The 20,665-nt window shown below is 67.6% G+C and carries 17 protein-coding genes; 7 read left to right on the top strand and 10 right to left on the bottom strand.

Translation table 11 applies throughout. The features are described 5' to 3' along the window. The first annotated feature begins 54 nt into the window (after nt 1-54). The 5 genes from ACFXI3_RS14055 (at nt 55) to ACFXI3_RS14035 (ending at nt 6,583) form a co-directional block, all read left to right on the top strand. The gene (locus tag ACFXI3_RS14055; RefSeq protein ID WP_378399789.1) at nt 55-939 is read left to right on the top strand and encodes an ABC transporter ATP-binding protein; all 885 of its coding nucleotides are present in this window, start codon (nt 55-57) and stop codon (nt 937-939) included. A 22-nt stretch (nt 940-961) separates the two neighbouring features. Further along, nucleotides 962-1,681 (top strand): ABC transporter permease, encoded by a 720-nt coding sequence (locus ACFXI3_RS14050; RefSeq protein WP_344280156.1) that lies wholly within the window; start codon nt 962-964, stop codon nt 1,679-1,681. Between the two features lie 190 nt (nt 1,682-1,871). Then, nucleotides 1,872-3,395, top strand: a complete 1,524-nt coding sequence (locus ACFXI3_RS14045; protein ID WP_378399788.1) for an alpha/beta hydrolase — start codon at nt 1,872-1,874, stop codon at nt 3,393-3,395. Nucleotides 3,396-3,520: 125 nt separating this feature from the next. After that, nucleotides 3,521-5,038 carry an alpha/beta hydrolase gene (locus ACFXI3_RS14040; protein WP_378399787.1) on the top strand — a complete coding sequence of 506 codons (1,518 nt, stop codon included), beginning with the start codon at nt 3,521-3,523 and terminating at the stop codon, nt 5,036-5,038. Nucleotides 5,039-5,065: 27 nt separating this feature from the next. Next, on the top strand, nt 5,066-6,583 hold the full coding sequence (locus ACFXI3_RS14035) for an alpha/beta hydrolase (RefSeq protein ID WP_378399786.1): 1,518 nt from the start codon (nt 5,066-5,068) through the stop codon (nt 6,581-6,583). A 41-nt stretch (nt 6,584-6,624) separates the two neighbouring features. Here the strand turns inward: ACFXI3_RS14035 and ACFXI3_RS14030 are convergent, their stop codons facing one another. The 7 genes from ACFXI3_RS14030 to ACFXI3_RS14000 all read right to left on the bottom strand — a co-directional run bounded on the left by ACFXI3_RS14030 (nt 6,625) and on the right by ACFXI3_RS14000 (nt 15,213). Next, nucleotides 6,625-8,340: a S8 family serine peptidase gene (locus ACFXI3_RS14030; protein ID WP_344280164.1), complete on the bottom strand. Its 1,716-nt coding sequence runs from the start codon at nt 8,338-8,340 to the stop codon at nt 6,625-6,627. A gap of 83 nt (nt 8,341-8,423) precedes the next feature. Continuing rightward, nucleotides 8,424-9,422, bottom strand: a complete 999-nt coding sequence (locus ACFXI3_RS14025) for a dipeptide ABC transporter ATP-binding protein (protein ID WP_344280166.1) — start codon at nt 9,420-9,422, stop codon at nt 8,424-8,426. Further along, nucleotides 9,415-10,440, bottom strand: a complete 1,026-nt coding sequence (locus tag ACFXI3_RS14020) for an ABC transporter ATP-binding protein (RefSeq protein ID WP_378399785.1) — start codon at nt 10,438-10,440, stop codon at nt 9,415-9,417. The genes ACFXI3_RS14025 and ACFXI3_RS14020 overlap by 8 nt, the downstream gene beginning before the upstream one ends. Before the next feature lie 5 nt (nt 10,441-10,445). Beyond that, a complete protein-coding gene (locus ACFXI3_RS14015) occupies nt 10,446-11,402 on the bottom strand; it encodes an ABC transporter permease (protein WP_344280170.1) in 957 nt (318 codons plus the stop codon). Further along, nucleotides 11,395-12,321, bottom strand: a complete 927-nt coding sequence (locus tag ACFXI3_RS14010; protein ID WP_344280172.1) for an ABC transporter permease — start codon at nt 12,319-12,321, stop codon at nt 11,395-11,397. Before ACFXI3_RS14010 ends, ACFXI3_RS14015 begins: the two co-directional genes overlap by 8 nt. Before the next feature lie 104 nt (nt 12,322-12,425). Then, nucleotides 12,426-14,054 carry an ABC transporter substrate-binding protein gene (locus ACFXI3_RS14005; protein WP_378399784.1) on the bottom strand — a complete coding sequence of 543 codons (1,629 nt, stop codon included), beginning with the start codon at nt 14,052-14,054 and terminating at the stop codon, nt 12,426-12,428. Nucleotides 14,055-14,259: 205 nt separating this feature from the next. Further along, a complete protein-coding gene (locus ACFXI3_RS14000; RefSeq protein ID WP_378399783.1) occupies nt 14,260-15,213 on the bottom strand; it encodes an exopolyphosphatase in 954 nt (317 codons plus the stop codon). Nucleotides 15,214-15,392: 179 nt separating this feature from the next. On the opposite strand from ACFXI3_RS14000, the gene ACFXI3_RS13995 reads away from it, so the two are divergent. Both ACFXI3_RS13995 and ACFXI3_RS13990 read left to right on the top strand, forming a co-directional pair. Next, nucleotides 15,393-16,130 carry an oxidoreductase gene (locus ACFXI3_RS13995; protein WP_378399782.1) on the top strand — a complete coding sequence of 246 codons (738 nt, stop codon included), beginning with the start codon at nt 15,393-15,395 and terminating at the stop codon, nt 16,128-16,130. Further along, nucleotides 16,127-16,861, top strand: coding sequence for an SDR family oxidoreductase (locus ACFXI3_RS13990; RefSeq protein WP_378399781.1), 735 nt, complete (start codon nt 16,127-16,129; stop codon nt 16,859-16,861). Before ACFXI3_RS13995 ends, ACFXI3_RS13990 begins: the two co-directional genes overlap by 4 nt. A 4-nt stretch (nt 16,862-16,865) precedes the next feature. Here ACFXI3_RS13990 and ACFXI3_RS13985 read toward each other — a convergent pair whose 3' ends face one another. The 3 genes from ACFXI3_RS13985 to ACFXI3_RS13975 form a co-directional block, all read right to left on the bottom strand. Next, nucleotides 16,866-17,942: a LysR family transcriptional regulator gene (locus ACFXI3_RS13985; protein ID WP_378399780.1), complete on the bottom strand. Its 1,077-nt coding sequence runs from the start codon at nt 17,940-17,942 to the stop codon at nt 16,866-16,868. Then, nucleotides 17,834-19,384, bottom strand: coding sequence for a lytic transglycosylase domain-containing protein (locus tag ACFXI3_RS13980; protein ID WP_378399779.1), 1,551 nt, complete (start codon nt 19,382-19,384; stop codon nt 17,834-17,836). Before ACFXI3_RS13980 ends, ACFXI3_RS13985 begins: the two co-directional genes overlap by 109 nt. Nucleotides 19,385-19,637: 253 nt before the next feature. Beyond that, a complete protein-coding gene (locus ACFXI3_RS13975) occupies nt 19,638-20,159 on the bottom strand; it encodes a DUF501 domain-containing protein (protein WP_344281221.1) in 522 nt (173 codons plus the stop codon). Between the last annotated feature and the right edge of the window lie 506 nt (nt 20,160-20,665).

Here is a 20,665-nt window from a genome sequence, read left to right as displayed (position 1 = left end):
CGGCTGACGTGGCCGCACTACCGCGGACCTGGGAGAACCGGCTGGAATCGGAGCATGTCCACGACCCCAGTCATCGACGTCGACCACCTGAACCTCACCTACGGCGATTTCCAGGCCGTGCGCGACCTGTCGTTCCAGGTCGGCCGCGGCGAACTGTACGCGCTGCTCGGCACGAACGGCGCGGGGAAGACCTCGACCCTGGAGACCGTCGAGGGGCACCGGCCGCCCAGCTCAGGCACCGTGCGGGTGTTCGGCAAGGACCCGCGCGAGCGCGCCGCCGTCCGGCCGCGGATGGGGATCATGCTGCAGGAAAGCGGCTTCTCGCCGGATCTGACCGTGCGCGAATCGATCCGGCTGATCGGCAGCCTGACCCAGCGCGACGACAACGTCGACCGGCTGCTCGGCATCACCGACCTCACCCGCAAAGCCACGACGAGGGTCTCGCAGCTCTCCGGCGGCGAAAAGCGCCGGCTGGACTTCGCGACCGCCGTGTACGGAACGCCGGACCTGGTCTTCCTCGACGAGCCGACCACTGGTCTGGACATCCAGTCGCGCGACGCGCTGTGGAACGCGGTGGACCGGCTCCGTGAGGACGGCACCACCATCGTCCTCACGACGCATTACCTCGAGGAAGCACAACAGCGCGCCGACCGCATCGGCCTGATGCACCAGGGCACGCTCAACCGCGAAGGCACCGTCGCCGAACTGACCCGGACGCTGCCCGCGACCATCCGCTTCGGACTTCCGCCGCACGCGCCGATGCCGCCGCTGCAAGCGACCCGCGAGGAGGACGGCCGGTTCCTCATCGAGACCTTCGGCCTGCAGAAAGACCTGCACACCCTGCTCGGCTGGGCACAGGACAGCGCGGTGGAACTGGCCGAATTGGAGGCCGGCCCGACCCGCCTCGACGACGTCTTCCGCGCCATCGGCAACGCGTAACCCATTCCCGAAAGGCTTTCCCATGTTCTCCATCGCCCGCGGCGAACTGATCCAGCTCTTCCGAAACCGATTAGTACTGGTCACCTCGCTGATTCTGCCGGTCGCCTTCAGCGCTTTCTTCATCTCCCGGCACGAAACCTTCGCAAAGCTCGGCAGCCTCGGCTATATCGCGGCACTGACGCTTTCCTTCATCACCGCGATCGGCCTCTACACCACCACCGTCACCACGCTCGCGGCCCGACGGCAGAACCTGTTCCTCAAGCGATTGCGGTCCACCGCGGCGAGCGACTCCGGCATTCTCGTCGGTCTGCTCCTGCCGATCACGGTGATCACCACGATCCAGGTCGTCGTCATCCTCGCCGTGCTCGGCGCGGTCACCGGCCTGCCGAAGAACCCGCTGCTGCTGGTGGTCGCGGTCTTCGCGACCGTCGCCATGATGCTCGCGCTAGGCCTGGCCACCGCCGGCCTCACGAACTCGCCGGAGCACGCCCAGGTCACCACGCTGCCGGTCACCCTCGCCGTCCTCGCGGTGGCGAGTTGGATCGGAATCACCGGAACGGAACAGCTTTCCCTCCTGAAACGACTTCTCCCCGGCGGGGCGGCCACCGAACTCGTGTTGAATTCCTGGAATGGCGGAGCGTCGGTCGCCGACTCACTCGTCCTGCTCGGCCCGATCGCGGCGTGGCTGATTCTCAGCGTCACCCTGGCGACCCGACTATTCCGCTGGGAACCGCGCCGCTGAAACCCCTTCCGGCGCCGAGCAGATCGGAGTAATCTCGGCGGCGCTCTCGATCGTCGACGTGTCCGCGGCAGCGCGGCCGGAAGTCGGCCCCGACCGGCAGCCGAGCCGCGCTGCCCGCGAACAGCTCTGTTTCGTGCACTTTCCCTTCAGTTTCCTGAGTTCGCTTGATCTCGGCTAAGGATGGAAAACAGTGCGAAAACAATTGCTCGTCGTACTGGCGGCCGTCGCGCTGACGACGACCGCTGTTCCGGCGTACGCGACCCCCTCGAAGTCATCGGTGACCTGGGGTGCGTGCCCGGCTGACGTCGCTTCCCCGATCCTGCAGTGCGCGTCGCTCGAAGTGCCGCTGGACTACCGGCAGCCGGACGGAAAGAAGATCAGCATCGAGATCTCCCGGCTGCCCAGCACCGACGCCGCCAAACGGCGCGGGGTGCTGCTGTTCAACCCGGGCGGCCCCGGCGGTCTCGGGCTCGCCTTCCCGCTCACGTGGGCGCGGCTCGGAGTCCCGTCGAGCGTGCTCGCCGAGTACGACCTGATCGGCTTCGACCCGCGCGGGGTCGACCACAGCAGCCCGGTGAGCTGCGACCTGAAGCCAGAACAGCTTTCTCTCGCCCCGAAGTACGCGCACGACCGCGAGGAAGTCGTCCAGGCTTCGGAGTCCGCGAAGCAGATCGCGCAGCAGTGCGCCGCTTCGGCCTCGGCCCCGATCCTGCCCTACATCACCACCGCGAACACCGCCCGGGACATGGACCAGATCCGGGCAGCGCTCGGCGAGCAGAAGATCTCCTACTTCGGCTTGTCGTACGGCACCTACCTCGGCGCGGTGTACGCCTCGATGTTCCCCGACCAGACCGACCGCGTCGTGCTCGACAGCGTCGTCGGATCGACCGGTGTCGACGTCACCACGGTGCGGCGATTCGGCGAAGGAATGCAGGACCGCTTCCCGGACTTCGCTAAATGGGCGGCCATCCGCCATTCGATCTACGGTCTCGGCGCCACTCCCGCCGAAGTCGCCGCGACTTTCTCGAAGCTCGCGGACCGGCTCGACGAGCAGCCCGCCTGGGGAGTCGACGGCTCCACCTTCCGGCTGGGCACGCACAGCCTGACCTACCAGACGCTGGCCTTCCCCGTGCTGGCGCAGGCCTGGCAGGCGCTGCTCAACAACCAGGCGCCTCCGGCTGGCTCGATGCGGCTGCCGGCCACCGGGCCGGAGCAGAGCCAGCGGGCCACCATGATTTCGGTGCTGTGCGGGGACAACGCGTGGCCCCGGTCGATTTCGACCTATCAGCGCAACGTCGCCGAGGACCGGGCCGCGTACCCGATGATCGGCGGCGCGACGGCGAACGTCTGGCCGTGTGCGCACTGGGCCGCCCAGCCGCTTGAGCCGCCAGTGCAGTTCAGCGACCAGGGCCCGTCGAACCTGTTGCTGGTCCAGAACCTGCGCGACCCGGCGACGCCGCTGTCCGGCGCGCTGGAAACCCGCGGAGCGTTCGGCGACCGGGCTCGTCTGGTCACTGTGGACCAGGGCGGACACGGCGTAGGCCTCCCGTACCTGAACAGCTGCGGTTTCGGCGCCGTCATCAACTACCTGGTGAACGGAACCCGGCCGGACACCGACAAGTACTGCGGCGCCGAAGCGAACGCCACGCGATCGCTGACCACGCAGCAGCAACAGGCCGCCGGCAAGGTGATGGACCAGCTGCGGCGATTCTGAACGGACGATGGGTGGGACGATGATCGGCGGTGGGGCGGGCTTTCCCGCCCCACCGTCGTTTGCCCCTTCCTCCGGTCTTCCGAGTCTGGTCTCCCGAGTCCGCTCTCGACGCAGGAAGGAAAACCGTGCGAAGACAATTGCTCGCCCTGCTGGCCGCCGTCGCGTTGACCGCGACGGCCGTTCCGGCTTCCGCCGCATCCGCTAGATCCGCGGTGAACTGGGGCAAGTGCCCGGCCGACGTCACGTCTCCGTTACTGCAATGCGCGTCCATCGAAGTGCCGCTTGACTACCGGAATCCGGACGGCAAGAAGATCAGCGTCGAAATCTCCCGGCTGCCCAGCGGCAGTCCGGCGAAACGGCGCGGGGTGCTGCTGTTCAACCCGGGCGGCCCCGGCGGCACCGGCCTCACGCTCCCGCTGGAAATAGCCCAGGCCGGTCTGCCCACGAACCTGCCCGCCGAGTACGACCTGATCGGCTTCGACCCTCGCGGCGTCGGCCACAGCAGTCCGGTGAACTGCGGCCTGACCCCGGAGCAACTGGTGCTCGATCCGAAGTACGCGCACAACGATTCCGAGGTCGTCGCCGCCTCCGCGTTCGCCAAGGGGATCGCGCAGCGGTGCGCGGCCTCGGATTCCGCCCCGGTGCTGCCCTTTCTGACCACCGCGAACACCGCGCGGGACATGGACCGGATCCGGGCCGCGCTCGGCGAGGCCAAGATCTCCTACCTCGGCTACTCATACGGCACCTACCTCGGCGGGGCCTACGCGACGCTGTTCCCGGACCGGACCGACCGGATGGTGCTCGACAGCGTTCTCGGACCGGGCGGGTACGACATCACCGAAGCCCGGCGCTCCGCCGAAGGCATGCAGGACCGCTTCCCGGACTTCGCGAAATGGGCCGCCGCCCGCGATGCCAGCTACGGTCTCGGCACCACGCCGACCGCCGTCACCGCGAACTTCGGCAAGCTCGCGGACAAACTCGACGAGACCCCGGTGGCCGGCATCGACGGTTCGTACTTCCGGCTGGCGGCGTACGGCCTGACCTACCAGACCCGGTTCTTCCCGAGGCTGGCGCAGGCCTGGCAAACGCTCCTCGCGAACCAGGCGCCGCCGGGCGTGGTGCTGCCTGCCCCGACGCCCGCCAAACAGAGCCAGATCGGCACCATGATCTCGGTTCTGTGCGGGGACAACGCGTGGCCGCGCACGATTTCGACCTATCAGGACAACGTCGCGCGGGATCGGGCCGCGTACCCGCTGATCGGCGGCTCGACAGCGAACGTGTTGCCGTGCGCGCACTGGCCGAACCAGCCGATCGAAGCACCGGTCCGGCTCAGCGACCAGGGTCCGTCAAACCTGCTGTTGGTCCAGAACACGCGCGACCCGGCGACCCCGCTGTCCGGCGCGCTGGAAACTCGCGCGCGGTTCGGCCACCGCGCCCGGATGGTCACCGTGGACCAGGGCGGCCACGGTGCCGGCCTCCCGTTCCTGAACAGCTGCGGGTTCAACGCCGTCACCGATTTCCTGGTGAACGGAACGCGTCCGGACACCGACAAATTCTGCCGCGCCGAAGCGAACGCTCGCGAGCTCAGCCAGCAGCAACAGCAGGCGGCCGACAAGGTGACGGACCAGTTGCGGCAGTACTGAACCGACGATCGCCAGAAAAGGAGAACCGTGCGAAGAACATTGCTCGTCGTACTCGCCACCGCCGCGTTGACCGCGACAGCGGTTCCGGCGTCCGCCACTCAACCCGCACTGCACTGGGGCAAGTGCCCGGCGGATATCTCTGCTCCAGCACTGCAATGCGCGTCGCTCGAGGTACCCCTGGATTACCGGAACCCAGCCGGCACAAAGATCAGCGTCGAAATCTCCCGTCTCCCGAGCAGCGACCCGGCCAAACGCCGCGGCGTACTGCTGTTCAACCCGGGCGGCCCCGGCGGCACCGGTCTCACCTTCCCGCTGGAAATGGCTCAAGTCGGTCTGCCCACCAGCCTGCTCGCCGAATACGACCTGATCGGCTTCGACCCGCGCGGCGTCGTCCACAGCAGCCCGGTGAACTGCGATCTGAAACCGGAACAGCTCCTCACCATCGTTCCCAACTATGCGCACAACCCCGCCGAAGTCACCGCGGCCGCGACGTCGGCCAAACAGATTTCGCGGCAATGCGCCACTTCGACGTCCGCGTCGATCCTGCCGTACATCAACACCGCGAACACCGCGCGCGACATGGACCAGATCCGCGCCGCACTCGGCGAGTCGAAGATCTCCTATTTCGGTTTGTCCTACGGCACTTACCTCGGCGGGGTCTACGCGTCACTGTTCCCGGACCGGACCGACCGGGTAGTACTCGACAGCATTCTCGGGCCGGACGGGTACGACATCACCGCGTCTCGCCGTTTCGCCGAAGGAATGCAGGACCGTTTCCCGGACTTCGCCAAGTGGGCCGCCGTACGGGATACGAGCTATGGCCTCGGCGCCACTCCCGCCGCAGTCACCGCGAATTTCTTCAAGCTCGCCGACAAACTCGACCAGCATCCCGCCGGAGGATTCGACGGTTCGCTCTTCCGGTCTGCGACGCACAGCCTGATCTACCAAACCTCGGCCTTCCCCCGGCTCGCTCAACTGTGGCAGGCCTTCCTCACCGACCAAGCTCCCCCGGACGATTCGCTGCCGAGCACCAGCGGCCCGATCCAGAGCCAGGTGACCACGATGCTCTCGGTCGTGTGCGGGGATCACGCGTGGCCCCGGCAGATTTCGACCTACCAGCGCAACGTCGCGCACGACCGGGCCGTGTACCCGATGCTCGGCGGCGCGACAGCGAACGTCTGGCCGTGCGCCGCCTGGTCGTATCAGCCGAGCGAACCGCCGGTGCGGTTCAGCGACCAGGGTCCCTCCAACCTGTTGCTGGTCCAGAATTTGCGCGACCCGGCGACGCCGCTCTCCGGCGCGCAGGACACCCGCGAAGCATTCGGCAATCGGGCGCGAATGGTCACGGTGGACCAAGGCGGCCACGGCGTCGCGCTCCCGTACTTGAACAGCTGCGGCTTCAACGCCGTCATCGACTATCTCGTGCACGGTAACCGGCCGGGCACCGACAAATTCTGCGGCGCGGAAGCAAGCGCCGCTCGATCGCTTACCCCGCAACAACAGCAGGCGGCCGACAAGATCATGGACCGGCTGCGGCAGTACTGAAATAGGCGGTGGGGCGGAACACCCGCCCCACCGCCGCTCGTTCAGCGCAGGAAAGCCGAACCCCGCGTCACCGCGGAATAAGCATCCACGGAACCATGTCCGTAGAATCCGTTGAACGACGCGTCACCCAAGCAGGTCGCCGTGAACGAAGCGTCCCGGCCCTCCTTGAGGTAATCGACCGTCCGCGGCACCGGGCACGCGATCGGTGCCGCCGTGCCTTCCAGCACCCGCTGCACCGCGTCCGGATCCATCGATACCGAATGCCCAGTCTTCTTGCCGTACTGGGAAATGATCAGCGCCGCCACCCCAGTCGCATGTGGAGCGGCCATCGAAGTCCCTTGCAGCCATTGGTAATAGCCGACTCGGCCATCCGCCGCCGTCGCCTTCTGCACGCCGAGCGCGACCCCAGCCGGGGTCACATTGCCCGCTGCGTCAATGTTTCCCGCCGCCACACCGACGTTGCGCGGGTACGTGGACAGGATCTCGTTCTCGACCGTCCGGTACCAAGGCGTGCCGTAACCATCGCGGAAGAACCCGCCAGGCGCGGAAACGGAGATCTGCTCGGTGCCGTAGTTGGAGTAGTCCGCCTTCGCCTGCGTCGGACCGAACGAGCCGACACCGATGGTGTGCGGGCCTTCGACCGGCAGCGAGAAGCACGAAGCATTGTCGATCTTGCGCGGATGCGGCCCGTTCGCCGGGTAGTCCGGGCTCGTGACGTCATCGTGCGGCGCGGCCAATTCGTCGTGCTGGTTGCCGAGCGCGACCACCATCGTCACGCCCTTGCGGTGCGCGTAGTTCAACGCCCGCGTGGTCGCTTCGATGATCGTGCGCTGTTCCGCTTGTTCCGCGGCGGAATCCGCCGGATTCGAGCGGCAGTTGTACAGCCACGGGTCCACGTAGAAGCTCATGTTGACGACGTCGATTCCCGCGTCGCCGGAATACGTCAGCGCGTCGACGGTCGGCTGCAGGAAGAAGAACCCGGCGTCCTGTCCGGCGCGGATGTTCACCAGCGTCACGTTCGGTGCCACGCCCGAAACGCCGAATCCATTGGCGGCCGCGGCAATCGTGCCCGCGACGTGCGTTCCGTGGCCGTTGTCGTCGTGGTCCACCGGGTCGACGCAGCCGCGGAACTCGCACGGCCCGTCGACCACGGTGCCGTTGACGTCCGCGACGATGTCCTTGGTGAAGTTGCGCGAATCGGCCTTGTCGAAGTTCGGCGCGATGTCCGGGTGGCTGCCGTCGACGCCGGTGTCGATGATGCCGACCTTCACCCGCTTGTCGCCCGCCTGCTTGGTGCGCGCGAGGTCGGAGCGGGTCGATTTGAGGCCCCAGAGCTGGTCGTCCAGCGGATCGGTGCCGACCGCCTTGTTCGCCGCGGCCTTGCGCGACACACTGCCGCGGCCTTCCTTCTCGACCGCGTCCGGCTTCTCCTTCTTGCCCGCCTTCGGCGCGCTGCCGATCGCTTTCGCCTTCGCCGCGCCGAATACCGCGCGATTGGCCGAAACCCGCTCAGTGAAGCCAGTAGCGGGCGCGGTGGCGGTGATGAGCCCGACGGCGGTGTTGGTCGCGACGATCGTGCCGCCGGCGTCGCGCACCGCCTGTTGCGCGGCGGCGACGCTCTGGCCGTCCCGCGCCAGGACGCTGAATTCCGTCAGCGGCCCGGCCGGTTGGGCCGTCGCCGCCGGAAGGGCGACGACGGACACCACACCGAACAACGGCACCGCGAGTGCCGCAGCGAGCAATCTTGGTCTTTTCACGAGTCCTCCTCACGAAAACCGACAATGCAACGTACATAGCGGACACTGCGTGCGGCAATCGGCAAACCGGAGGAATCGCCTGGTTACGGAACCACCGACTTCACCTCGGCGAAGTGACAAGCCGACAGATGCCCGTCCGTCCGGGGTTCCAGCTTCGGAGCCTCGGTCGCGCAAATGTCCGCGGCCTTCCAGCACCGCGTGCGAAAACGGCAGCCGGACGGCGGATCGATCGGGCTGGGCACGTCGCCTTCCAGCCGGATCACCTGCCGCTGCCCGCGCACCGCCGGGTCCGCCACCGGCACCGCCGACAGCAGTGCCTGGGTGTACGGATGAGACGGTCGCTCGTAGATCTCGTCCTCAGTCCCGATTTCGACGATCTTGCCCAGGTACATCACCGCGACCCGGGTGGACAGATGCCGCACCACCGACAGGTCGTGCGCGATGAACACATAGGACAGTCCGAACTCGCCCTGCAGTTCCCCGAGCAGGTTCATCACCTGCGCCTGAATCGAAACGTCCAAAGCGGACACCGGCTCGTCGCAGATGATCACCTTGGGCCGCAACGCCAGCGCCCGCGCGATGCCGATGCGCTGGCGCTGCCCGCCGGAGAACTGGTGCGGATACCGGTTCACGTGCTCGGGATTGAGCCCGACCACCTCCAGCAGTTCCTGCACCTTCTTCGCCCGCGAACCCTTCGGCGCGACGTCGGTGTGGATCTCGAACGGCTCGCCGACGATGTCGCCGACGGTCATCCGCGGATTCAGCGACGTGTACGGGTCCTGCAGCACGATCTGGATCTCCCGGCGCATCCGCCGCAGTTCCGCGCCGCGCAGCTTGAACAAATCGCGGCCCTCGAACGTCGCCGCCCCGCTGGTCGGCTCCTCCAGGCGCATCAGCACCTGGGCGAGCGTCGACTTGCCGCAGCCGGATTCGCCGACCACGCCGAGCGTTTCGCCGGGCTGCAGGTCGAAGGACACGCCGTCGACGGCCTTCACGTGTGCGATGGTCCGTTTGAACAGCACACCGTCGCGCACCGGGAAATGCTTCACCAGATCGCGGACGCTGAGAATCGGCTCACCCACGGCTCTCCACCACCTCCTCGGCGAAGTGACACGCACTGACCCGGCCGAAGCCGAGCGCGTGCGAGGACGGCCGCTCGTCGCGGCACCGTTGCTCGGCCCGTTTGCACCGCGGATGGAACGGACATCCGGCCGGAATGTCGAGCAGGCTCGGCGGCAGACCCTTGATCGTCTCCAGGGTCTGTCCTTTGAGGTCCAATCGGGGCAGCGAATCCATCAGCGCGGCGGTGTAGGGATGCCCCGGCGAACTGAACAATTCCCGCACGTCGGCCTGTTCCACGATCCGCCCGGCGTACATCACCGCGATCCGGTCCGCGACCTCCGCGACCACGCCGAGGTCGTGCGTGATGAGGACGAGCCCCATCCGCCGTTCCCGCTGGATGTCCGCGAGCAGGTCCATGATCTGCGCCTGCACGGTCACGTCCAGCGCGGTCGTCGGCTCGTCCGCGATGAGCAGATCCGGGTCGAGTGCAAGCGACATCGCGATCATCGCGCGCTGTCGCATGCCGCCGGAGAACTGATGCGGGTAATCCTTCACCCGCCGTGCCGCGGCCGGGATGCGCACCAGGTCGAGCAATTCGATCGCGCGCTTGCGTGCGTCCTTTTTGGACATGCCAAGCCGGACCCGCAGCTGTTCTTCGATCTGGAACCCGACGGTGAACACCGGGTTCAGCGCCGAAAGCGCGTCCTGGAAGATCATCGCGATCTCCGCACCACGCACCTGCCGCCGCCGATCCTGCGACGCGGTGAGCAGATCCTCGCCGCGATAGCGGATCGACCCGCCGGTGATCACCCCCGGCGGGGTGTCGAGAATTCCCATGATGGTCTGCGCCGTGACGCTCTTGCCGGATCCCGATTCGCCAAGCACGGCAAGCGTTTCCCCGGCATGCACGGAATAGCCGACGCCGTTGAGCACGTTGGCCACGCCGTCGGAGGTGCGGAACTCCACGTGCAGGTCTTCGACCTCGAGCAGCAATTCGTTCTCGGCCGCCGGACCTGGAGCATTGGACACTGTGGACATCGCGGCTACCTCGACTTCGGGTCGAGCGCGTCGCGGATACCGTCGCCGAGCATCACGAACGCGAGCACGGTGATGGTGACGAACGCACCGGGGAACAGGAGCATGTGCGGGACCGCGCGGAAATAGTCGCGAGCGTCGCTGATCATGACGCCCCACGACACCACCGGCGGCCGCACTCCGATGCCGAGGTACGCCAGCGTCGCCTCGGCTCCGATCGCCGCGCCGAGCGCGATCGTGGCGTACACGAGCACCGGCGCGAGTGTGTTCGGCAGCAGGTGCCGGAACACGATCCGCGGTGTGCTGGCACCGAGCGCGCGGGCCGCCTTCACGTAGTCCAGCTGTTTGGCAACCAGCGTCGCGGACCGCATGATGCGCATCGCCACCGGCCAGGTCAGCACCGCGATCGAGCACACCACCTGCACGATGATGGTGACCTGCCCGGGATTCGTGCCCGGCGCGTTGAACGTGGTGAGGATGACGATCGCGCCCAGCACGAACGGGAGGCCGGCGAAAACGTCGCCGAGCCGGGACAGCAGGCTGTCGATGAGGCGGCCGTAGTAGCCCGCGACAATGCCGATCAACGATCCGAACAGGACAGTCAGCAGCGTCGCGAAAACACCGACCAGCAGCGAAGCCCTGGCCCCGTAGATGGTCCGCGCGTAAACGTCGTAGCCCTGGTTGTCGTAGCCGAACCAGGCATCCGCGGACGGGCCTTCGTTGGCGTGCGTCAGATCGCTGTAGCCGGCGTCGCGGTGCGAGAACAGCCCCGGAGCGATCGCGATCAGCACGACCAGCAGGATGATCAGCGCGGAGATCACGAACGCCGGCTTGCGGCGCAGCTGCCGCCACGCGTCGCCCCACAGACTGCGCGGCTTCTTCGGACCGGCGTCGGCCGAGCTGTCCACATGCGACAGCTGTGCCGCGTCGACTCCTCCGCCGCCGACGAGATTCGGGTCAGTCATAACGGATCCTCGGGTCGAGAACGGCGTAGAGCAGGTCCACGATCAGGCTCATCAGCAGATACACCAGCACCAGCAGCACGACGACGCCGACGACGGTCGCGCTTTCCCGGTTCTGGAGGCCGCGGAAGATCAGGCCGCCGAGACCGTTGATGTTGAACACGCCCTCGGTCACGATCGCACCGCCCATGAGCGAGCCGAGGTCGGTGCCGAGGAAGGTCAGCACCGGGATCACCGAGTTGCGCAGCAAATGAATGCCGATGACGCGACTGTTGGGCTGTCCCTTGGCAATCGCGGTGCGAATGTAGTCGGCGTGCCGGTTTTCCGCGATCGACGTTCTCGTCAACCGGGCGACATAAGCCATCGAGAGGCTTCCGAGCGCGATTCCCGGCACAATCAACTCGCCGAAACTCGGATCGTCCGACACGCTGGCGTCGATGATGCCCAGGTTCACGCCGAGCACGATCTGCAGCACGATCGCGGTGACGAACACCGGCAGCGAGATCAGGAACGTGGTCGAGACCAGTACCAGATTGTCGAGGAAACCCTTGCCGCGCAAGCCGGTCAGCACGCCGGCGGTGAGGCCGATGACCGCTTCGATGAGCACCGCGACGAGCGCGAGGCGCAGCGTGATCGGGTAAGAGGTGGAGATCAGTTCGCCGACCGAGGAGCCGTTGAACGTCTCGCCCCAGTCGCCGCTGAACAGGCTCCCGAGGTATTTGAAGTACTGGACGAACAGATTGTCGTTCAGGTGGAACTTCTGGGTCATCAGGTCGATGTAGGCCTGCGGGCAGGCTTGCTGACCGCATTTGCCGGAGAACGGGTCCCCCGGCACGGCCCACACCAATGCGTAGATCAGGAAAGTGGTGCCGAAGAACACCGGGATCAACTGCAGCAGACGACGCAGGATGTAACGAATCATGCGTGGTTCCTAGGAGTGCGCGCCGGGCCCGTGAGTGCCCGCGCCGGCTTTTGGCCTGCGCGAACACTCACGAGCCGCGTGGTGGGAACGGACGAGTCAGCGCATCACTTCTTGAGGACCTCGACCGAGGAGTAGTCCGCGCGGCGGCGGAAGTCGAGGACCACGGTCTTGGTGTGCTTCGACTTGGCCGCGACGCCCTTCTCGTCCCACACCGGGATCGAGGGCAGGTCCTTCGCGATCAAGTCCTCGGCCTGCTGGTACAGCTTCACCGCGGCGTCCTTGTCCGCCGTCGAATCGGCCTGCTTCAGCAGAGCGTCGACCTGCGGGTTGGAGTACGTCGAGTCGTTCGACGAAGCCCCGGTCCGGTAGAGCGGGTTGAGGAAGTCCTCAATGGACGGATAGTCCGCCGACCAGTCGGAACGGCCCATGCCGGTCAGCTTGTGCCCGGTCACGATGCTGCGCCACTGGCCGAAGTCGGTCGCCGGAACGAAATCGCATTCGACGCCGAGGGTGTTCTTGATGCTGTTGCACGCGGCCACGAGCGGTTCCTTGCGGCCGCCGTCGGCGTTCGAGGCGATGGTGAGCTTGCCCTTGAACCCGGACTTCGCGAAGAGTTCCTTGGCCTTCGCCGGGTCGAACTTGCAGAACTCGCCGCACACGCCCGGCCGGTAGCCCTGAATGCCCTGCGAGACATAGCCGTCGGCCGGGATGTAGGTGTCATGCATGACCGTCTTGGTGATCTGCGTGCGGTCGATCGCCATCGAGATGGCCCGGCGCAGGTCGAGGTTGTTGTAGCCCTGCACGTAGTACGGCACCGCGATCGTGCTGATCCCCAGCAGGTGCCCGGTGACCAGGTTGTCCTTGAGGTCGGCCTTGTACTTGTCCGCGGTGAGCGCGGACGGCGGCAGCGTCTCGATGAAGTCGAGCTTGTTGCTCAGCAGGTCCTGGTACGCGGTTTCCTGGCTGGCGTAGATCTTGTCGTCGAGGTCCTTGAACTTGACCTTGTCCGGCCCCTGGTAGTCGTCGAACCGGGTCAGCTTGATCTCGACGTTCGGCGTGCGGCTGACGAACTTCATCGGGCCGTTGCCGATCGGGTGCTTCGCGAAGGCCGCGGGGTCCTTGAAGAAGGAGTCCGGCAGCGGCGCGAACGCGGTGTAGCCGACCTTGGTGGTGAAAACGGAGAACGGCGCTTCCAGGGTCACCTGGAACTCGTAGTCGCCCTTCACGACCAGTCCGGACATCTTGTCCGTGGTCGGCTTCGCCGTCTTGTCGGCGGGGTGGACGTCGGAGTAGCCTTGGATGTTCTCGAAGAACGTGCTGTTGATCTGGCCGTTCGCGGAGTTGGCCCCGTAGTTCCAGGCGTCGACGAAGTTCTTCGCCTTGACCTCGGTGCCGTCGTGGAACTTCCAGCCGTGCTTGATCTTGATGTCGAAGACCTTGGAATCGGTCGTGGTGATCGACTCCGCCATCAAGTTGTACGGCTCGCCGTTTTCGCCCTTGTACGCGACGAGTCCGGAGAACATCGGGTCGACGGCCTTGGAACCGCCGAGTTCGTTGGTGTTCGTCGGGATCAGTGTGTTCTGCGGTTCCGTGCCGTAGACCGTGAAGGTCCCGTTCGGATCCGCCTCGCCCGACGACCCGCTGCTGGATCCGCCGCCCCCACAGGCAGTCAGGAGCAGTGACAAGGTTGTCACGACTGCGGCCGCGCTCCAGAGCCTGGATGAACCCCGCATGTCCCCTCCGTTTCTAGCGTCCGAATAGCGAGATGGAGGCTAGCGTGATCGGCCCTTCGTAACCGGATCACCGGGTTGCACATGAATAACAACGCCGACCGTCACCCAGTCAGCCCACAACGAAGTGAGGTAGATGACTTTCGGTCATTTTGATACGGGTCCGGACGCGGGGTGCGCGCGTGGTCACCGGGGCATCGCGGAGCGTTCAGGCGAGCGCCAAAGCGATGCCGTCCAGGATGTCGTGCTCGCTGACGACCAGCTGGTCCGGACCACCGCGCGCGGCGAGTTCCTCGGCGAGCACCTGCACGACGACCGCACCGCCGCCGATCACGTCGACCCGGCCGGGGTGGATCACTGGGTTCGCGGCGCGGGTCTCGCGGTCGGCCGCGAGCAGGTTCCGCGCGACCCGGTCGATCTCGCCGTGGGTCAGTGTCGACAGGTGGATGCGCTCGGAGTCGTACTCGGGCAGCCCCAGCGAAACCGCTGACAACGTGGTCACGGTGCCGGCCACGCCGATCCAGGTGCGGGCCTTCGCGACGTCCACGACGTCGAACGCCTCGGCGAGGATGCCGCGGGCCAGCTCGCGGGCGGCGGCGACCTCGTCGGCGGTCGGCGGGTCGCCCTTCAGCGCGCGCTCGGTGATCCGGACGCAGCCGATGTCGACGGATTTCGCGGCGATCACCTCGGCCTCGCGGCCGTTCCAGGTGCCGAGGACGAGTTCGGTGGAGCCACCGCCGACGTCGACGACCACGAACGGCCCGTCCTCGGGGTCCTGCTCGCCGACCGCGCCGGTGAAGGACAGCCGGGCTTCCTCGTCGCCGCTGATCACCTCGGCCTCGACGCCGAGCGTCTCCCGGGTCATCGCGAAGAACTCGTCGCGGTTGCTCGCGTCGCGGGTCGCCGAGGTGGCGACCATGCGCACCTTCTCGACGCCCTTGCGCCGCGCGGCGACGGTGTAGTCCGCGAGCGCCGCGCGGGTGCGCTCGAGCGCTTCGGGCGCGAGCCGACCAGTGGCGTCGACGCCCTGGCCGAGCCGCACGATGCGCATCTCGCGGTGCAGGTCGCGCAGGTCGACCGTGCCGTCGTGGCGCGGCGTCAACTCGGCGACGAGCAGACGGATGGAGTTGGTCCCACAGTCGATCGCAGCTACCCGAGGCATGCCTCCGACTTTACTTGGTCCGCGGCGCTTCGCAGGCAAGGCGGGCATAGGCAGGCCCTATGCCCCTTCGCCGACATTTGGTCTTTGCCTTTCCCGCTTTTCCGGCCGTACGGTTGACGTGTTCGCCGCATTTCGTTTCGCGGCGGTTTTCTTCTTCTTTTATCGAGAGGTCTATTGGCATGCCCGATTACGGGATAGCGGGAAAACGCGCGGTGGTCACCGGCGGTTCCCGCGGAATCGGCGCGGCGATCGTGGCGCAATTGCTGGCCGCGGGCGCGACGGTGCTCACCACCGCCCGCTCGGCCGGCCCGGTGCCGGAAGGCGCGTCCTTCGTCGAGGCCGACGTCCGCACACAAGCCGGGGCCCAGACGATCGCCTCCGCCGCGCAAGAGGTACTCGGCGGCGTCGACCTGCTGGTCCACAACGCGGGCGGCGCGCGCCCGCACCCCAGCGCGCTGGAGATCCCCGACGACGAATGGCAGGACGCGCTGTCGGTGAACCTCCTGGCCGCGGTCCGCCTGGACGCGCTGCTGGCCCCCGGCATGCGGGAGCGCCGATCGGGCTCGATCGTGCACATCTCCACCGCCGCGATCCGCCCGCCGTTCCCGCCCTTCCTGCACTACGTCGCGGCGAAAACGGCTCTGGAGGCCTACAGCCAAGGCCTGGCCGCCGAACTGGCGCCCGCCGGCGTCCGCGTCAACACCGTGTCCCCCGGCCGGACCGCCACCCCCGGCGGCCTGGCGACGCGGGAGCAGTGGGCGACTCTGATGCCCGGCTTCGCTCTCCCCGACGTCCCGCTGGGCCGGGACGGCGACCCCGACGACATCGCCAACGCCGTGCTCTTCCTGTTGTCCGACCAAGCGAACTGGCTCACCGGAAGCGGTCTGGCCGTCGATGGAGGCGAATACCCGCGATGAATGCTTATCAGGACAAAACTGTCGTCGTCACCGGCGGCAGCACCGGAATGGGTTTCGCCACCGCGAAATTGTTCGCCGACGGCGGCGCTCGCGTAATCATCACCGGCCGTTCGCAGTCTCGCCTCGACGCCGCTTTGGCCCAACTCGGTGACCGCGCGACAGCCGTCCGCGGCGATGTGGCGTCGCTCTCCGACCTGGACACGCTGGCCGCCCAGGTCCCCGGCCCGGTCGACGCCCTGTTCGTCAACGCCGGGATCGCCCGGACGGCACCGTTCGAGTCGGTCACCGAGGAGCAGTTCGACGAGCAGTTCGCGGTGAACGTCAAGGGCGCGTACTTCGCCGTGCAGAAGCTCGCGCCCCTGCTGCGCTCCGGCGCGGGCGTCGTCCTGACCACCTCGACCGCGAACGTCATGGGCCTTGCCGAAACCAGCGTCTACTCCGCGGGCAAGGCCGCGCTCCGGTCGATGGCCCGCACGCTCGCCGCCGAACTGCTCCCGCGCGGCATCCGGGTGAACGCGATCAGCCCCGGCCCCATCGACACCGAGATCCTGGAAGCCGGAATGTCGGCCGAGGAGGCCGCGCAATTCAAGGCCGCCCGAGCCGCGGCCAACCCTATGAAACGGCTGGGCACCCCGATGGAGATCGCCCGTGCCGTCGCCTTCCTGGCCTTCGACGCCACCTTCACCACCGGCATCGAACTGGTCGTAGACGGAGGCGACACGCAACTCTGACGCTTCAGGCGGCCGGAGCCTCGGACTGGTACCAACTCTCCTGCCGCAGAAACTCGAGCAACGCCATCTCCGCGGGCCCAGCCCCGGGCCGCACCGCCGCGACGACGGGCTGGGCCACGACCGGAAACACCGGCCGCACGAGGTGCTCATGCCCCTCCGGCACCGCCGACGCCGGAACAAGCGTCACGCCCAGCCCGTGCGCGGCCCACCGCACGGCCGTCGAGGTCTGAGACACCCGGGCAACCGCGGTCGGCTCCAACCCGTTGTCGCGCAACACTTCTGTTAGGTGACCGTCGAGCGCGCTGTCCGGATCGAACCGGATCCAGTGCTCTTCTTCCAGCTCCCGCAACGCGATTCGGTCCTTCTTGAGCAACCGATGCCCCGTGCCGAGGACGACCACGAACTCCTCGTCGCCAAGGTGATGCCCCTCGTACAACCCTTCATCACACGCCGACCCGAGCAACGCGAGATCCAGCACCCCACGCCGAGCCAACTGCTCCAGCTCCGCCGGATTCGGCTCCTCGAAGACGGTCACCGCCAACCGGGGAAACCGCCTTCGCAACGCAGCCAACGCGCCCGGCAGCTGCCGAGTCCCCAACCCCATCTGCGCCGCGACGAGCAACTCGCCGGCCAGCTCGTCCGCGCCCGCCCGCGCCGTCGCCTGTGCCCGCCGCGCCGCCCTAACGGCGACCTCGGCGTCCTTGAGAAACGCCCGCCCCACGACGGTCGGCACCAGCCCCGTGGGCGTGCGGGAGAAGAGCTGCACGCCGAGTTCCCGCTCGAGCCCCCGAATCTGCTGCGACACGGACGGCTGGGCGACGTGGAGCAGCTCGGCCGCAGCAGTCACCGACCCCGCCTCGGCGACCGCCAAGGCGTACTCGAACTGACGAAGACTCATCGGCGCTCCTGCGGTAATGGTGTAATCGAGGTTACCGGAGGAGATCACGTTGGCGGTTTCGCTGGTTTCGCTGGTCAGCCAGCAGCCGACACCCCGCTGCTCGCCTGACTGCTGCTCGACGAGGTGCAGGTCTCCGTCGGTGTCGTAGTGGTCGTAGTCGTGGTGCTGGTGGCGGATCCGCACGTCGAACTGGTCGACGTTTCAGCCGGACTGCCCGAAGGCGACCCGGACGGACTGCCCGGCAGCGAGGTCCCGGTAGGCGTCACGGACGGAGCCCCAGTAAAGACCGGCGGCAACGACGACCCGGGTTGCGGCGGCCGCGGCCCATTCGCCGGATTCGCCGTCGGCGCGACACTGGAGGTCGTCGGCCCAGACGCCGCCCCGACCGGAACCGGACTGTCCGGCACCTGCGCGACGCCCTTCCGGTAAGCCTCCGCCCAGAGGATGACCGTGGTGACGTAGGCGTCGGAGTTGTTGTAGCGATAGATCGCAGTGCGCAACTGGTCCGGATTGGCCAAGTCGAGCCCGCCGGAGCAGAGGTAACGCGCCGCCGCGAGCGAAGCGTCGAAGAGATTGCTGGGATCGGCCTTGCCGTCACCGTTGCCGTCGGCTGCGTAGATCCGCCAAGTCGCCGGAATGAATTGGAACGGCCCGACCGCCCGATCCCAAACCGGGTCTTGGTCGAGCACTCCGTGATCAGTGTCCGGAATCGCCGCGTACGGCCCAGTCCCGTTGAGCTGAGGCCCGAGAATCGGCTGAAGCGTCGTCCCGGCCGCGTCGACGTACCCGCCGCGCGCGTGGTTCGACTCGATCCGCCCGATGCTCGCGATGAGCGCCCAGTCGATATGACACCCCGGCTGCTCTTTCCCCAAGACCTCCGCCGCATGCCGATACGCGACCAGCGCGGTAGCCGGAATCCCGAGCGGCCCGTCCGGAAGGTCGTATCCCGGAAGGGGAATCGGCGCGGGCGCATCAGGCAACCGCCCGTCGACCGCGACGCCGCGAATCCCCGGGTCATACCCCTGATCAGGCATAACGTCCGCCGTATGCACCACCGGCATCCGCCCGGCCCACCCGGCGACCACCCCCGCGCCGACGGCCGCCGGAAGCACCCCGAGAACCCCCGCGAGCACCGCGACGGCCGTCCGATGCCGCGAAGCCACCCGCCGAGCCCGATAACGCCCCCGCCGCGCCCGAACCCTCGCCCGCCCCACCCACCGCACCTTCTCCAGCGGCGGCCCAACCAACATGGCGGCTCTCGCGGTTCCGGCTGGACCAGTGGTGGTTTCGGCGTCTTCGCCCGCTACTTGAGCATCAGTTGCGTGATCGTCGGCGTGATCTCCGTCGGCTGTCTCGCTGACGGTTTCGGTGCCACCCTCGCCGATCTCGCCGATCTCGTCGCCGCCAGCTGCATCGCCGCCAGCAGCGGTCCCGCTATCAGCAGCGATCCCGTCCACAACCCCGCCACCGACCGCGCGACCACCGGCCCCGGACTCACCGACCGCCTCGTGGCCCGCGCCGGACTCCCCGACCGCCCCACGCTCCGCACCGAAATCCCCGACCGCCGACCGGCCCGCACTGAACTCACCGACCGCGTCGCCAGCTACTTCATCGCCAGCACCCACCTCACCGCCAGCACCCCGGTCACCCGCACCGTCCACCACCGGCTCGACCCGGCCGTCCGCGCCAGGAGACGCTTCAGCGCGCACCGACCGCCGAGATCTGCGTGGCACCCGCACTTTCCGCCCCTCCCCAGCGCGCCCGGCGGTGCACCCGGGCTCGCCTGCTCGGTGTCCTGCTCCGATGCGCGCCGCGAAGCATTCCCACCCAGGCGGACACCGGCCTCTGCTGTGCCTATCCGCACCCGAGACCGGAGCGTTACCCGGCGCAGTCGCCCGTCGGCCAGCCCTGCTCGCGGACCCAAGCGAGGGTCTCGTCGCCGAACGGGTTCACGCCCGGGCCGGCCGCGAGTGTGTGCGCGAGGTGGACGTGCAGGCATTTCACCCGCCCGGGCATCCCGCCCGCGGTGACCTGGGTCCCGAGGGACTCGATGGCGTCCCGCTCGGCGAGGTACGTCTCGTGCGTGCGCTGGTAAGTCGCCGCGAGTTCGGGATCGGTGGTGAGCCGTTCGGTCATCTCTTTCATCACGCCGGACGCCTCCAGCGTGCCCACCATCGACGACAGCCGCGGGCAGGTCAGGTAATACAACGTCGGGAATGGCGTTCCGTTCTCCAACCTCGGACTGGTCTGGACCACCGAAGGATGCCCGCTTGGGCACCGCGCGGCCACCGCCCGCAACGCCCGCGGCGGCCGTCCGAGCTGCTGCGCGATGACCTCCCGGTCGGCATCGGTGACGGGCTCGAATCGGGGTGTCTCCGTGCTGCTGTTCACGCTCTCCAGGCTAATGCCGCCGTCCGTCCGACCCCTCGCGACCTCCGCCGAAACGGCCGAGTTGTCCACAACCCGCACACCGTGTGGACAACTCGCCGCGGTCGCCGCCGAGGCCCTTGCGATGTGGTTAACGTAGATGGCAGCCGAAGCTCCGCCACGAAATCAAGACGCCGGAAAGAAAGGACGACTGCGCCATGTGAAACAGAATCCGAGAACCGCGCAGCCTCAGCCGCCCAGCCGAGAACCACCGAAACTCACGACCTCGAGGAGACGCCTAAGGCCCAACCGCCAAGAATCGCACGCTCCGCGCGCAAGAACCGGCACTCGCCGCCGCAACAGCACCCAGTCGGCAATCCCGCCGGATCAGGCACCCGCTCAGCCAGCAACAGCACCGGGCAGCCCCTACCCGACCAGGAACCTCGCCCGGCCGTCAACCGCACCCAGCCGACGACCTTGCCCGGCCATCAACCGCACCCGGCAGAGATCCGGCCTGACCAGCAGCCCCGCCCAGCCAT

It is taken from the genome of Amycolatopsis sp. NPDC059235, assembly GCF_042754125.1.
GTDB classification, from domain to species: Bacteria; Actinomycetota; Actinomycetes; order Mycobacteriales; family Pseudonocardiaceae; genus Amycolatopsis; species Amycolatopsis albidoflava.
Note: the sequence above shows the minus strand (reverse complement) of the source record. Positions and strands in the feature narration are given on the sequence as shown.

Coding starts and splice junctions, on each gene's coding strand:
- ACFXI3_RS14055 (WP_378399789.1), top strand. CDS start 55: ATGTCCACGACCCCAGTCATCGACGTCGACCACCTGAACCTCACCTAC.
- ACFXI3_RS14050 (WP_344280156.1), top strand. CDS start 962: ATGTTCTCCATCGCCCGCGGCGAACTGATCCAGCTCTTCCGAAACCGA.
- ACFXI3_RS14020 (WP_378399785.1), bottom strand. CDS start 10,440: ATGTCCACAGTGTCCAATGCTCCAGGTCCGGCGGCCGAGAACGAATTG.
- ACFXI3_RS14015 (WP_344280170.1), bottom strand. CDS start 11,402: ATGACTGACCCGAATCTCGTCGGCGGCGGAGGAGTCGACGCGGCACAG.
- ACFXI3_RS14010 (WP_344280172.1), bottom strand. CDS start 12,321: ATGATTCGTTACATCCTGCGTCGTCTGCTGCAGTTGATCCCGGTGTTC.
- ACFXI3_RS14005 (WP_378399784.1), bottom strand. CDS start 14,054: ATGCGGGGTTCATCCAGGCTCTGGAGCGCGGCCGCAGTCGTGACAACC.
- ACFXI3_RS14000 (WP_378399783.1), bottom strand. CDS start 15,213: ATGCCTCGGGTAGCTGCGATCGACTGTGGGACCAACTCCATCCGTCTG.
- ACFXI3_RS13995 (WP_378399782.1), top strand. CDS start 15,393: ATGCCCGATTACGGGATAGCGGGAAAACGCGCGGTGGTCACCGGCGGT.
- ACFXI3_RS13990 (WP_378399781.1), top strand. CDS start 16,127: ATGAATGCTTATCAGGACAAAACTGTCGTCGTCACCGGCGGCAGCACC.